Annotated in this window: 11 protein-coding genes; 8 read left to right on the forward strand and 3 right to left on the reverse strand. The window is 72.6% G+C overall.

Annotated elements, in window-relative coordinates; all coding sequences use genetic code 11:
• Positions 1-110: 110 nt before the first annotated feature.
• Together AB0M83_RS46720 and AB0M83_RS46725 are read right to left on the reverse strand one after the other, a co-directional pair.
• On the reverse strand, positions 111-1,319 hold the full coding sequence (locus AB0M83_RS46720) for a glycosyltransferase (protein WP_364528652.1): 1,209 nt from the start codon (positions 1,317-1,319) through the stop codon (positions 111-113).
• A gap of 19 nt (positions 1,320-1,338) precedes the next feature.
• Positions 1,339-2,268 (reverse strand): glycosyltransferase, encoded by a 930-nt coding sequence (locus AB0M83_RS46725; protein ID WP_364528655.1) that lies wholly within the window; start codon positions 2,266-2,268, stop codon positions 1,339-1,341.
• Positions 2,269-2,361: 93 nt separating this feature from the next.
• Here AB0M83_RS46725 and AB0M83_RS46730 point away from each other — a divergent pair, with 93 nt between their 5' ends.
• The 6 genes from AB0M83_RS46730 (at position 2,362) to AB0M83_RS46755 (ending at position 9,988) form a co-directional block, all read left to right on the forward strand.
• Complete coding sequence (locus tag AB0M83_RS46730) at positions 2,362-2,976, forward strand: DUF47 family protein (RefSeq protein ID WP_364528658.1); 615 nt, start codon at positions 2,362-2,364, stop codon at positions 2,974-2,976.
• Positions 2,977-3,972 (forward strand): inorganic phosphate transporter, encoded by a 996-nt coding sequence (locus AB0M83_RS46735; RefSeq protein WP_364528661.1) that lies wholly within the window; start codon positions 2,977-2,979, stop codon positions 3,970-3,972.
• Between the two features lie 66 nt (positions 3,973-4,038).
• Positions 4,039-5,229, forward strand: coding sequence for a zinc-dependent alcohol dehydrogenase (locus AB0M83_RS46740; RefSeq protein ID WP_364528664.1), 1,191 nt, complete (start codon positions 4,039-4,041; stop codon positions 5,227-5,229).
• Between the two features lie 20 nt (positions 5,230-5,249).
• The gene (locus tag AB0M83_RS46745) at positions 5,250-7,274 is read left to right on the forward strand and encodes a CocE/NonD family hydrolase (protein ID WP_364528667.1); all 2,025 of its coding nucleotides are present in this window, start codon (positions 5,250-5,252) and stop codon (positions 7,272-7,274) included.
• Positions 7,275-7,307: 33 nt separating this feature from the next.
• On the forward strand, positions 7,308-8,381 hold the full coding sequence (locus AB0M83_RS46750; RefSeq protein WP_364528670.1) for an NAD-dependent epimerase/dehydratase family protein: 1,074 nt from the start codon (positions 7,308-7,310) through the stop codon (positions 8,379-8,381).
• A gap of 14 nt (positions 8,382-8,395) precedes the next feature.
• Positions 8,396-9,988, forward strand: a complete 1,593-nt coding sequence (locus AB0M83_RS46755; RefSeq protein WP_364528672.1) for an NAD(P)/FAD-dependent oxidoreductase — start codon at positions 8,396-8,398, stop codon at positions 9,986-9,988.
• 622 nt (positions 9,989-10,610) lie between these two features.
• Here the strand turns inward: AB0M83_RS46755 and AB0M83_RS46760 are convergent.
• A complete protein-coding gene (locus tag AB0M83_RS46760; RefSeq protein ID WP_364528675.1) occupies positions 10,611-11,075 on the reverse strand; it encodes an SRPBCC family protein in 465 nt (154 codons plus the stop codon).
• An 82-nt stretch (positions 11,076-11,157) separates the two neighbouring features.
• Here AB0M83_RS46760 and AB0M83_RS46765 point away from each other — a divergent pair, with 82 nt between their 5' ends.
• Together AB0M83_RS46765 and AB0M83_RS46770 are read left to right on the forward strand one after the other, a co-directional pair.
• Positions 11,158-12,144 (forward strand): YihY/virulence factor BrkB family protein, encoded by a 987-nt coding sequence (locus AB0M83_RS46765; RefSeq protein ID WP_364528681.1) that lies wholly within the window; start codon positions 11,158-11,160, stop codon positions 12,142-12,144.
• Between the two features lie 5 nt (positions 12,145-12,149).
• Positions 12,150-12,539 carry a VOC family protein gene (locus AB0M83_RS46770; protein WP_364528678.1) on the forward strand — a complete coding sequence of 130 codons (390 nt, stop codon included), beginning with the start codon at positions 12,150-12,152 and terminating at the stop codon, positions 12,537-12,539.
• Positions 12,540-12,653: the final 114 nt, after the last annotated feature.

Genomic DNA, 12,653 nt, shown 5'->3' on the forward strand with positions numbered 1-12,653 from the left:
TACCCGGACAGTCGGCTCGGGTACCTGGACGGTCGGCTCGTGAACCGACCCTCCGGGTACGCGAGCCGACCCTTCCGGTACGCGAGCCGACCCTCCGGGTACGCCGGTGGTCAGCGGGCCTCGGCCGTGACCGCGGTTTCCGGCACGAGCTTGCGGTACGCCCGCAGCGTGTCGGCGGCGACGCGGTCCCACGAGTAGCGGGCCGTCGCGCGGTCGTTCCCCGCGGTGCCGTACGCGTGGCGCAGCGCGGGGTCGTCGAGGAACCGCCGGACCCGGGACGCGAGCTCCCCCGGCTGCCGCGGGCGGACGAGCAGCCCCGTGACGCCGTCGACGACGGTGTCGGTCAGCCCGCCCACCGCGGCCGCGACCACCGGGACGCCGCAGGCCATTGCCTCGAGGGGCACGATCCCGAACGGCTCGTACCAGGGCGTGCACACGACGGCGTCGGCCGAGCGCAGCAGGGCCGGCATGTCCGCACGGGACACCTGGCCGGCCCACCGGACGCGGTCGCCGACGCCCAGCCGCTCGGCCAGTTCGCGCAGGCGCTTCGCCTCGGGGTCCTGCGACAGCCGGCCCCGCTCGGGGCCGCCCGCGATCACCAGCTCGGTTTCCGGCAGCTGCGCGAGCGCGGTGATCGCGATGTCGAACCCCTTGCGCGGGACCAGCCGGCCCACGGTCACCAGGCGGTGGCGCTCGCGGCGTCGCGCCACGGGGCCGTCGGGGCTGAACCGGCCGACGTCCACGCCGCAGGGCACGATCGAAATCCGTGACCGCGGCACACCGAGGCGCGACAGCTCGAACACCTCGTCGGAGCAGGTGGCGATCACGCGCCCGGCCTGCCGGGCGATGATCCGCTCCAGCCGGATCCGGTCGGCCGGGCTGGTGTCCTGGTCACCTTGGTAGCGCTTCTTGACCACGCCGAGGGCGTGGAAGGTCTGCGCGACCGGGGTCCCGGTCGCGCTCGCGGCGAGGGCGGTCGCGAGGCCGGACATCCAGAAGTGGGCGTGCGCCAGGTCCGGCCGGTCGCCGGCCCACCGGTCGCGCAGGACGCTGCCGAACTCGCCCATGTAGGGCAGGAGGCGGTCCTTCGGCTCCTTGCGCGGCGGCCCGGCGGGCACGTGCACGACGCGGAAGCCCTGCGGCGTCTCGACCTCGGCCGGTTCGTCGCGGCTCTCCCGGCGCGTGTAGACGGTGACGTCGTGGCCGGCGCGCGTGAGGGCGGCGGACAGCTCGGCGACGTGCACGTTCTGTCCGCCGGCGTCGGCTTCGCCCAGTGCCGCCAACGGGTTGGCGTGCTCGGACACCATCGCGATCTTCATCGGGTGGTCCCTTCGGAGTTCAGCGGACCGTCTCGGCGAGGAGGCGGTCCCAGGTGGTGAGGAAGGCGTCCAGTCCGTGTTTTTTCAGGGCGTGTTCGCGTGCGTTCTTGCCGGCGAGGGCGGCGAAGTCGGGTTCGTGCACCAGTTCGCGGAAGCCGCGCGCCAGCACGGAGATGTCGGTCGAGAGCACGCCCGCGTCGGGCGGCACCGCCTCGATCGCCTCGGTGGCGGCGAAGACGACGACCGGCATCGCCAGGTGCATCGCCTCCAGGAGGGACAGTCCGAGCGAGGTCCAGCGGGCGGTGTGCAGGTAGACTCGGCGGCGGGCGATCTCGTCGTGCAGCGCCGGCGCCGGGACGTCGCCGCGGCCGCCGACCTCTTCGCTCCCGATGCCGAACAGGTCGACCGGGGCGGCTTCGGCGAGCGTTTCGAGGAGGTCGGCGCCGGTGACACGGCGCCGGCGTACCGGCTCGTTGATCATCGACACGCCCGCGGCCAGCTCGCCGGTGTAGCGCGCGCCCGGGTCCGGGATGCCGTGCGGGACGACCGTCGTCGGCGCGCGGCCGCAGTCCCACATCGCCTGGTTGAAGTGCGTCACGTGCGCGACGGTGATGTCGGAGCGCCCGGCGAGGGGGTGTTCGCTCGACGCGGCGTACGGCCGGGGCGCGTTGTGTTCCACGTAGACGGACGGCACGCCCAGGTGCGCGACCAGGTCGACCTCCTCCGGGCGTTGCAGCACGACGACGTCGGGCTCGGCTTCGGCCAGCCGGTCGAGCGGCACTTCGGTCACCGACGGCCAGTTCCGGCCGGCCTTGCCGAGCCCCCACGGGGGCCCTTCGGGGGAGACGGGCAGCAGGTAGTCGTGGCGGCCGCGGACGAAGGCGTCGGTCCACGAGCCGTGCACGTGCCAGAGCAGTACTCTCAGGCGCCGGGAGCCGGGATCGGTCATGACCCCCTGGTTTCCCGGAGACAGCCTGTTAAACGTGCCTCGCCACGGGGTACTCGGCTCACGGCGCTTGCGTCGACGAAGGGACGGCCATCCATGCGGTTCACCCCCCGGGGTACGCGGTTCTTCGAACTGCTCACCGACATGGCGAGAAACCTGGTGACCGCCACCGCGGTGCTGCGCGAGCTCATCGCCGCCGAGCCGGCCGAGCGGGAGCCGCTCGCCAAGCGCCTGCACGAGGTCGAGCACCACGGCGACGAGCTGATGCACACGATCATGGTGGAGCTGAACAGCTCGTTCGTGACCCCGTTCGACCGCGAGGACATCCAGGCGCTGGCCGGGAAGATCGACGACGTGCTCGACTTCATGGACACCGCGGCCGACCTCGCCGTGCTGTACCGCATCGAGGCGTTCCCGCCGGGCACCGACGTGCTGGTCCGGGTGCTGAGCCGGTGCGCCGAGCTGACCGCGACGTCGATGCCCGGCCTGGCCAAGGTGGGCGAGCTCGAGCCGTACTGGATCGAGATCAACGAGCTGGAGAACGAGGCCGACCGGATCTACCGGCGGATGCTGGCTCACCTGTTCGAGCCCGGCGGGGACGCCCTCGAGGTGCTGAAGACCAAGGAGGTCGTCGAGCAGTTCGAGCTGGCGGCCGACGCCTTCGAGCACGTCGCGGACGTGGTGCAGACCATCGCCGTCAAGGAGTCCTGAGTGACGGGCACCGCCGCCCTGGTCGTCGTGATCGTCCTGACGCTCTTCTTCGACTACACCAACGGGTTCCACGACGCGGCGAACGCGATCGCGAGCGCGGTGTCGACGCGGGCCCTGACCCTGCGCGCGGCGCTGCTGCTGGCGGCGGTGATGAACCTGGCGGGCGCGCTGCTGTCCACCGGCATCGCCGCGACGGTGGCCAAGGGCATCATCGACGTCCCGGCCGGCCCGGACGCGCTCACGGTCGTGTTCGCCGCGCTCACCGGGGCGATCACCTGGAACCTGATCACCTGGTACTTCGGGCTCCCCTCGTCGTCCTCGCACTCGCTGATCGGGGGGATGGTCGGCGCGGCGCTGGCCGCCGCGAGCACCGTGCACTGGGCCGGGATCGGCGAGAAGGTGCTGATCCCGATGGTCCTGTCCCCGCTGCTCGGGCTGGGCCTGGGCTACTTCGCGATGGTCGCGGCGCTGTGGCTGCTGCGACGGGCGAACCCGCACCGCAGCGGCCGGGTGTTCCGCCGGTTCCAGATCCTTTCGGCGTCGGCGCTCGCCCTCGGCCACGGCCTGCAGGACGCGCAGAAGGGCATGGGCGTGATCGTCCTGGCGCTGGTGGCGGCGGGGGAGCAGGCGACGTTCGACGTGCCCCTGTGGGTGACCCTGCTGTGCGCGGCGGCCTTGTCGCTGGGCACCTATTCGGGCGGTCTCCGCATCATGCGCACCCTGGGGCGGCGGGTGTTCCCCCTGGACCCGCCGCACGGGTTCGTCGCCGAGTCGGTGGCGTCGTCGGTGCTGTACGTGACGGCGTTCGCGGTCAAGGCCCCGATCTCGACGACCCACGTGATCACGGCGGCGATCATGGGCGTGGGCGCCACGCGGCGGCTGTCGGCGGTGCGGTGGGGCATCGCGCGCGACATCATCCTGGGCTGGGTCCTGACGTTCCCGGCCGCGGCGGCGGTCGCGGCGGCGGTGTACCTGGTGGCCGACGCGCTCACCTGAGCCGCGTTTGCTGCTCGCCGACGTGGGAAACCGGATCCCGAGACCCGCACGCGGAAAGGGAGAGCCATGAAGGCAGTGACCTGGCACGGCAAGCGCGACGTCCGCGTCGAGGAGGTGCCGGACCCCAAGATCGAGGAGTCCACCGACGCGGTCATCCGCGTCACCTCGACCGGGATCTGCGGCTCCGACCTGCACCTGTACGAGGTGCTGGGACCGTTCATGACCGAAGGCGACATCCTCGGCCACGAGCCGATGGGTGTTGTCGAAGAGGTCGGGGCCGCCGTCCCGAACCTCAAGCCCGGCGACCGCGTGGTGATCCCCTTCAACATCTCCTGCGGCCACTGCTGGATGTGCGAGCGCGGCCTGCAGTCGCAGTGCGAGACCACCCAGGTGAAGGAGCAGGGCAAGGGCGCCGCGCTGCTCGGCTACACCAAGCTCTACGGTCAGGTCCCCGGCGGCCAGGCCGAGTACCTGCGCGTGCCGCAGGCGCAGTACGGCCCGATCAAGGTCCCGGAGGGCCCGCCGGACGAGCGGTTCGTCTACCTCTCCGACGTCGTGCCGACCTCGTGGCAGGCCGTCGAGTACGCGAACGTCCCGAAGGACGGCACGGTCGTCGTCTTCGGGCTCGGGCCGATCGGGCAGATGTCGTGCCGGATCGCCCGGCACCGCGGCGCCGCGCAGGTGATCGGCGTCGACCTCGTGCCCGAGCGGCTCGCCCGGGCCCGCGAACACGGCGCCACCACGCTCGACACGCGCGACCACAAGGACATCGGCGACGCCATCCGTCAGCTCACGAGCGGCCGCGGCGCGGACTCGGTCATCGACGCCGTCGGCATGGAAGCGCACGGCGCCCCGGCCGGCAAGCTCGCGCACACCCTCGTCGGGCTGCTGCCGCAGCCGCTGGGCGAGAAGATCACCGAAAAGGCCGGCATCGACCGCCTGAGTGTGCTGTACGCGGCGATCGACAGCGTCCGCCGCGGCGGCACGATCTCGCTGTCCGGCGTCTACGGTGGCATGGTCGACCCGATGCCGATGATGGAGCTCTTCGACAAGCAGATCCAGCTGCGGATGGGCCAGGCCAACGTCCGGCACTGGCTCGACGACATCATGCCGGTGCTCACCGGCGACGGCGACCCGCTCGGCGTCGAAGGCTTCGCCACGCACAAGCTGCCGCTGGCCGACGCGCCCCGCGCGTACGAGATCTTCCAGAAGAAGCTCGACGGCGCCCAGAAGATCCTGCTGCAGCCCGCCAAGTAACCCCGGGAGGGAACTGACTCTTGCGAGCCGTCACCTCGCTGCCGTACGAAATCACCGTCGAGGACCACGTCCGGATCCCGGCGTCCGACGGGACCGTGCTGTCCGCCCGCATCTGGCGGCCGGTCGCGTCGGACGCCGAGCCGGTGCCGGCGATCCTCGAGTACATCCCCTACCGGAAGCGGGACCTCACCGCGCCGCGCGACTCGATCCACCACCCCTACCTCGCCGGGCACGGGTACGCCTGCGTGCGCGTGGACATCCGCGGCACCGGCGAGTCCGAGGGCGTCCTGGCCGACGAGTACCTCGAACGCGAGCAGCTCGACGCCGAGGACGTCCTGGAGTGGATCGCCGCGCAGCCGTGGTGCACCGGCGACACGGGCATGATGGGGATCTCGTGGGGCGCGTTCGCCGCCCTGCAGGTCGCCGCGCGGAAGCCACCGAGCCTGCGGGCGATCGTGATCTCGTCGTTCACCGACGACCGGTTCGCCGACGACATGCACTACATGGGCGGCTGCCTGCTCTCGGACAACGTCGCCGAGTCGGGCACCATGTTCGCCTACGCCACGCTGCCCCCGGACCCGGCGGTCGTCGGCGAGCGGTGGCGCGACATGTGGCTCGAGCGGCTGGAGAACTGCAGCCTGTGGATCGAGAACTGGCTCGCCCACCAGCGCCGCGACGACTACTGGCGGCACGCGTCGGTCTGCGGGAACTACAGCGACGTCCAGGTCCCGGTGCTCGCTTCCAGCGGCTGGGCCGACGGCTACTCGAACGCCGTGATCCGGCTGCTCGCCCACCTCGACGTGCCGCGGCGCGGGCTGATCGGGCCGTGGTCGCACAAGTACCCGCACCTGGGCGAGCCGGGCCCGGCCATCGGCTACCTCCAGGAAGTCGTGACGTGGTGGGACCACTGGCTGCGTGGCGAGGAGAATGAGGCCATGGACGGGCCGATGCTGCGGACGTGGATGCAGGAGAGCGTCCCGCCGTCGACGTCCTACGAGGACCGGCCCGGCCGGTGGGTCGGGGAGTCCACCTGGCCGTCGCCGCACGTCAAGCCGACCGAGCTGCCCTTGGCGCGCCACCGCCTCGCCCGCCCCGAAGAGACCGTCGAAGACGAGGCGCTGACGGTGTCCTCGCCCCTTTCGGTCGGGCAGTTCTCCGGCAAGTGGGCCTCCTACAGCGCCCCGCCCGACCTGCCCTACGACCAGCGTGAGGAGGACGGCGGCTCGCTGGTCTTCGACACCGACGTGCTCACCGAGCGCTGCGAGATCCTCGGCGCGCCGAAGGTGCGCCTGGAGGTCTCGGCCGACCAGCCGGTCGCGATGGTCGCGGCCCGGTTGTCCGACGTCGCGCCGGACGGGCGCGCCACGCGCGTCACCTACGGCCTGCTCAACCTGACCCACCGGGACGGCCACGACGAGCCGGCGCCGATGGAACCCGGCGAGCGCTGCGCGGTCGAGATCGAGCTGAACGCCGTGGCCCAGGCTTTCCCGGCGGGACACCGGATCCGGCTGTCACTGTCCACTTCGTACTGGCCGCTGGCGTGGCCGCCGCCGAAGCCGGTGCTGCTGTCCGTCCACACCGGACACAGTGCGCTGGAGCTGCCGGTGCGCCCGGTCTCCGAACCGGACGAGCTGCCCGCCAACCCCTTCGGCGAACCCGAAGGCGCGCCGCCGATCCCGGTCACCGCGCTGACGCCGGGGGAGCAGCGCTGGACGGTCTCGCGGGACCTCGTCGACTACCACTCCGCGCTCGACATCGTGAAGAACGCGGGCACCGTGCGCTTCGACGACCTCGACCTCGAGGTCACCCGCGACGTCCGCGAGCGCTACAGCTGGGAGGCCGACGACTTCTGCTCGCCGGTCGCCGAGACCGAGTGGTCGGTCACGTTCGCCCGCGGCGAGTGGCTGGCGCGCAGCGAAACCCGCACCCAGGTCTCGTGCACGGACACCGAGTTCGTCATCGACGCGCAGCTCGACGGCTACGACGGCGCCCGCCGGATCGTCTCCCGCAACTGGCATCGGACGATTCCGCGTGACCTGGTCTAGTTTCACCTTCGCGTGACGGGGTACGCACCCCAAGTGCGGATCGTGATCACCGGGGCCACCGGCAACGTCGGAACGGCACTCCTCGGCGCCCTCGAACCCGGCCACGACGTCGTCGGCCTGGCCCGGCGGCTGCCCGACACGACGGCCGAGCCCTACCGCCGGGCGGGCTGGCGCGCCGTCGACGTCGGCGAGCCCGGCGCGGACCGGGAGCTGACCGCGCTGTTCGAGGGCGCCGACGCCGTCGTCCACCTCGCCTGGGCCATCTCGCCGCTGCGCGGCGACCCACCGATGTGGCGGACCAACGACCACGGCACCCGGCACGTCCTGGCCGCGACCGCGGCCGCTCGGGTGCCGCACCTGGTTGTCGCCTCGTCCGTCGCCGCCTACGGGCCGGCGCCGCGCTGGGAGCGGGTGACCGAGGACCGGCCGTGCACCGGGATCACGCACAGCGCCTACAGCCGGGGCAAGGCCGCGCTGGAGACCCTGCTCGACCGGTTCGAACAGCGGAACCCGCAGGTCGGGGTGGCCCGGCTGCGGCCGTGCGCGATCCTGCACCGGCGCGCGGCCGGGGAGTTCGCGCGCTGGCTGCTCGACCCGGTGGTGCCCGCCCGGCTCGTCGGCGGCCGCGCGCTGCCGGTTCCGCTGTGGACGGACCTGCGCGCGCAGGCCGTGCACACCTCCGACGTCGCCGAGGCGATCCGGCTGATCCTCGACGCCCGCTTCACCGGCCCGGTCAACCTCGCCGCTCCCGACGTGCTCGACGCCGACGCGCTGGCCGCGGTCCTCGGCGGTACCCGGGTGCCGGTCCCGAAGCCGCTGGCGCGGCTGGCCGTCCGGGCGGCCTGGGCGAGCGGCGCACTCCCGCTGCACCCGGGCTGGCTCGAGCTCGCCGACCGGGCCGCGCTCGTGGACACGACCCTGGCGGAGATCGCGCTGGGCTGGCAACCTCGGTACGACGCCGCGTCCGCGATCGCCGACCTGGTCGCCGGGCTCCGGTCGGGATCGGGTGCGGCGAGCCCGCCGCTGACCCCGCCACGCCGTGGCGGGGTGGTGTCCCGGCTCCGCTCGCTCGCGCGGGTGGGGCCGAGCCACCAGTCGCAAGCCTGAACGGGAGGCCGCCAGTGAGTACCGAAGCCGTCGATGCCGTCGTGATCGGTGCCGGCCACAACGGTCTGGTGGCGGCGAACGTCCTGGCGGACGCGGGGTGGTCGGTGCTCGTGCTGGAGGCGACGGACCACCCGGGCGGCGCGGTGCGGACCGCCGAAGTCACCGAACCGGGCTTCCGCAACGACTTGTTCAGCGCCTTCTACCCGATGACGGCGGTGTCGCCGGTGATCCAGGGCCTGCGGCTCGAGGAGCACGGCCTGCGCTGGCGGCACGCCCCCGATGTCCTGGCGCACGTGCTGCCCGACGACCGGTGCGCGGTGCTGTCCCGGGACGTCGACCGCACGGCGGCGTCGGTCGACGAGTTCGCGCCGGGCGACGGCGACGCGTGGCGGCGGCTGTTCGAGCAGTGGCGGGAAATTCGCGAGCCACTGCTGAACGCCCTGTTCACGCCGTTCCCGCCGGTCCGCCCGGCGCTGAAGCTGCTGCGCCGCACCGGCACGGCCGACGCGCTGCGTCTCGCGCGCATGCTGACGCTGCCCGCGCGCCGCTTCGGCGACGAGCTGTTCGCCGGCGAAGGCGCCCGGCTGCTGGTGGCGGGGAACTCCGCGCACAGCGACCTGTCCGTGGACAACGCGGGCAGCGCGGTCTTCGGCTGGCTGCTCGCGATGATCGGCCAGGACGAAGGGTTCCCGGTGCCCGAAGGCGGCGCCGGCGAGCTGATCTCGGCTCTGGTGCGCCGGCTGGAGTCCCGCGGCGGGAAGGTCCAATGTGGACGTCCGGTGCGGGAGGTCCTCGTCGGCGGCGGCCGCGCGCTGGGCGTGCGCGACGCCGACGGTGACCCGGTGCGGGCGCGCAAGGCCGTGCTCGCCGACGTCCCCGCGCCGATGCTGTACCGCGAGCTGGTGGGGGAGGAGTGGCTGCCCGCGCGGCTGGTCGAGGACCTCGGCAAGTTCGAGTGGGACAGTGCGACGGTGAAGGTGGACTGGGCGCTGTCCGGCCCGATCCCGTGGACGGCGCCGGGCGCGCGCGGCGCGGGGACGATCCACCTCGGCGCGGACCTCGACGGGTTGTCGGCGTTCGGCGGCGAGCTTTCTCGCGGCCGGACCCCGCGCCGCCCGTTCCTGCTGCTCGGCCAGATGACCACGACCGACCCGACGCGCTCGCCGGCGGGCACCGAGGCGGCGTGGGCGTACACGCACGTACCGCGCGGCACGATGGAGAACCGCACGGCCCTGGAGCGGCGGGCCAAGCGCATCGAGGAGACGGTCGAGGCGAACGCGCCGGGGTTCACCGGCCTGATCAAGGCCCGGTACGTGCAGGGGCCGACCGAGCTGGCGGACCACAACCCGGGCCTGGTGGGCGGCGCGATCAACGGCGGGACGACGGCGATCCACCAGCAGCTGTTCTTCCGCCCGGTGCCGAGCACGGGCCGCGCGGACACGCCGGTGGACCGCTTGTTCCTGGCGGGAGCGTCGGCGCACCCGGGTGGCGCGGTACACGGCGGCCCGGGCGCGAACGCGGCCCGGGCGGCGCTGGCCCGGGCGGGTCGGCTCGGGGGCGGGTATGCCGCGGTGATCAAAGCGGCCCACCGCGCGATCTACGGCTGAGCAGCAGGTAGCGCTTGGGTGGCGCGAGGTGCGAGTTCGGTGGGTGGTAGGTAGCGATCGCTGGCGTGAAGTGCGAGTTCGCTTCGATGACGTACGCGCGCGGCGGCTTGCCGTCGGATGGGCACCCGCTTGCCGCCAACCGCTGGCCAGCACCCGCTTGCTGTCGCCCGCTTGCCGGCGCCTGCCAGCCGCCAGCCGCCGGCCGGCACCTGCTTGCTGTCGGCCGCTTGCCGGCGCCCGCCAGCCGCCGGCCAGTACCCGCCTGCTGTCGGCCGCTTGCCGGCGCCCGCCAGTACCCGCCAGCGGTCGGCCGCTTGCCGGCGCCCGCCAACCGGCGGCCAGCACCCGCCAGCCGCCAACCGCTGGCTGACACCCGCTTGCTGCCAGCCGCTTGCCGGCACCCGCCAACAGTCACCCGCCAGCCGGCGCCGCCGGCTGGCACTGAGTGGTGCGTGGTGGGACGCGGCAGGTCGCTGCTGCCAATCCCACGCCGAGTCGCCTCCGGATGCAGTGAATGACTCATTCCTGGCGTTCGACGCCAGGAATGAGTCATTCACTGCGGCTAGTCCGGGTCTGCCAAGGCGCCGGACGCGGTGAAAGAGTCGTTCACGGCACGGGATTCCTACGGGCGCGGGTGACCGCTCTTCGCGCGGGCGTACTTACCCGTGGCCAAGTCGGCCAGCCGCGCCAGGGACTCCGTGTTGCGCGGCTTGATCAGCAGCGACTGCACCGCCGCCGGGAGCACCTTCCCGGGCCCGCGGACGATGTGCTCGGTCATCCGGACCAGGGTCCCCTCGCCGTGCGGCACCAGCGTCAACCCGACCGCCGCCGCGCCGAGGGGCCAGCCCCGCGCCTCCAACGAGAGCGAAAGTCCCGGCTCGACCGCCGTCACCACCGTCTCGTCCTGGATGTGCACCGGCCACGGGCCGACGCTGTGGTGGATCCGCGAGCCCACGGCGGGCCAGGCGTCTTCAACGGCGCGGATGTGCGAACTCCCGACCACCCAGCCGGCGTAGAGCCAGCCGTCGGCGAGGACCTCGAACACGGCGTCGGGTGGCACGTCGATCACGCGGCTGACCTCGGTCACGGCTTCCTCCTGCTGGTCGGGACGAACCAGGAGTACCCCGTCTCGTTCGGGGTATGCCCGCCGTCGACAAACGGAGGTGGCCATCGTGGCAAGACGGCGGAAAGAACCCGGGGGCCCGGGCGAACTGTCCAAGGGGACGTGGGGCGGGGTGCTGAAGCGCACCTTCAAGCAGTTCAACCGGGACAACCTGACCGACTGGGCGGCGGCGCTCACCTACTACGCCGTGCTGTCGCTGTTCCCGGGCATCATCGTGCTCACGGCGATCCTCGGTCTGCTGGGGCCGAACGCGATCCAGACCGTGATCGACAACGTCAACCAGGTCGTTCCCGGGCAGGGCAAGGACATCCTCGTCGGCGCGATCAAGGAGCTGGCCGGCTCGCGCAGCCTCGCCGGGCCGCTCGCGATCATCGGCCTGCTCGGCGCGCTGTGGTCGGCGTCCGGTTACGTCGGCGCGTTCATGCGCGCGTCGAACTCGATCTACGGGATGCCCGAGGGACGTCCGATCTGGAAGACGATCCCGCTGCGGGTCGCGCTGACGGTCGGCATCGTCGTGCTGCTGGCGGCCTGCGCGCTGGGCGTGGTCGCGACCGGGTCGGTCGCCCGCCGGATCGGCGACCTGATCGGGCTCGGCTCGACCGGGGTCCTGGTGTGGGAGATCGCGAAGTGGCCGGTGATCGCGCTGCTCGTCAGCCTGGCGTTCGCGCTGCTGTACTGGGTCGGGCCGAACGTGCGGCAGCCGGGGTTCAAGTGGCTGACGCCGGGTGGGCTGGTGGCGGTGGTCCTGTGGGTGCTGGCGTCGGCGGGCTTCGCGTTGTACGTCGCGAACTTCGGCTCCTACAACAAGACCTACGGTTCGCTGGCCGGGGTGATCGTGTTCCTTGTATGGTTGTGGATCTCGAACCTCGCGGTCCTGCTGGGGGCGGAGCTGGACGCCGAGGTCGCCCGCGGGCGCACGATCGAGGCGGGGCGCGCGGAAGACCAGCAGGAGCCGTTCCTGCCGCCGCGCGACACGAAGGCGATGGACGACGACGAAGCCGCGGACGTGGCGAGGGAAACCGAACGGAGCTGAGCTGGATGGCCTGCCGGATCACCGAACTCGTGCTGGACTGCCGGGACCCCGACCGGCTCGCGGAGTTCTGGTGCGCGGCGCTCGGCTACGAGGTGATCGGCCACGAGCCCGACGGCCTCGAGCTGGGGCCGCCCGGCGGCCGCTTCGGCGAGGGACCCCCGACGCTGGTGCTGGCCCGGACGGAGCACCCCCGGCGCGGGAAGCTGCCGCTGCACCTGGACGTGAGCCCGGCGGGCACCGACCAGGAGACGGAGCTGGCCCGGCTGCTGGCCTTGGGCGCGCGCCCGGCCGACGTCGGTCAGGACGGCAGCGAGTCCTGGGAAGTGCTGCAGGACCCGGAGGGCAACGAGTTCTGCTTGCTGCGCAAGGACGTGGGGGCGAGCGCGAGGCCATGAACGAGTCGTTCACCGCGCTATGAAGGACTGGGACGAGTGGCACCGGTACTTCAACCTGCGCAACTCGATCATCACCGCGGCGCTGCACTCGCCGTTCAACCTCAACCTGCTCTC

It is taken from the genome of Amycolatopsis sp. NPDC051106, from assembly GCF_040682775.1.
Lineage (GTDB): Bacteria > Actinomycetota > Actinomycetes > Mycobacteriales > Pseudonocardiaceae > Amycolatopsis.

Bases quoted from the DNA above. Each gene is read 5' to 3' on its own strand.
- AB0M83_RS46725 (WP_364528655.1), bottom strand. From the start codon at position 2,268: ATGACCGATCCCGGCTCCCGGCGCCTGAGAGTACTGCTCTGGCACGTG.
- AB0M83_RS46770 (WP_364528678.1), top strand. From the start codon at position 12,150: ATGGCCTGCCGGATCACCGAACTCGTGCTGGACTGCCGGGACCCCGAC.
- AB0M83_RS46730 (WP_364528658.1), top strand. From the start codon at position 2,362: ATGCGGTTCACCCCCCGGGGTACGCGGTTCTTCGAACTGCTCACCGAC.
- AB0M83_RS46740 (WP_364528664.1), top strand. From the start codon at position 4,039: ATGAAGGCAGTGACCTGGCACGGCAAGCGCGACGTCCGCGTCGAGGAG.
- AB0M83_RS46720 (WP_364528652.1), bottom strand. From the start codon at position 1,319: ATGAAGATCGCGATGGTGTCCGAGCACGCCAACCCGTTGGCGGCACTG.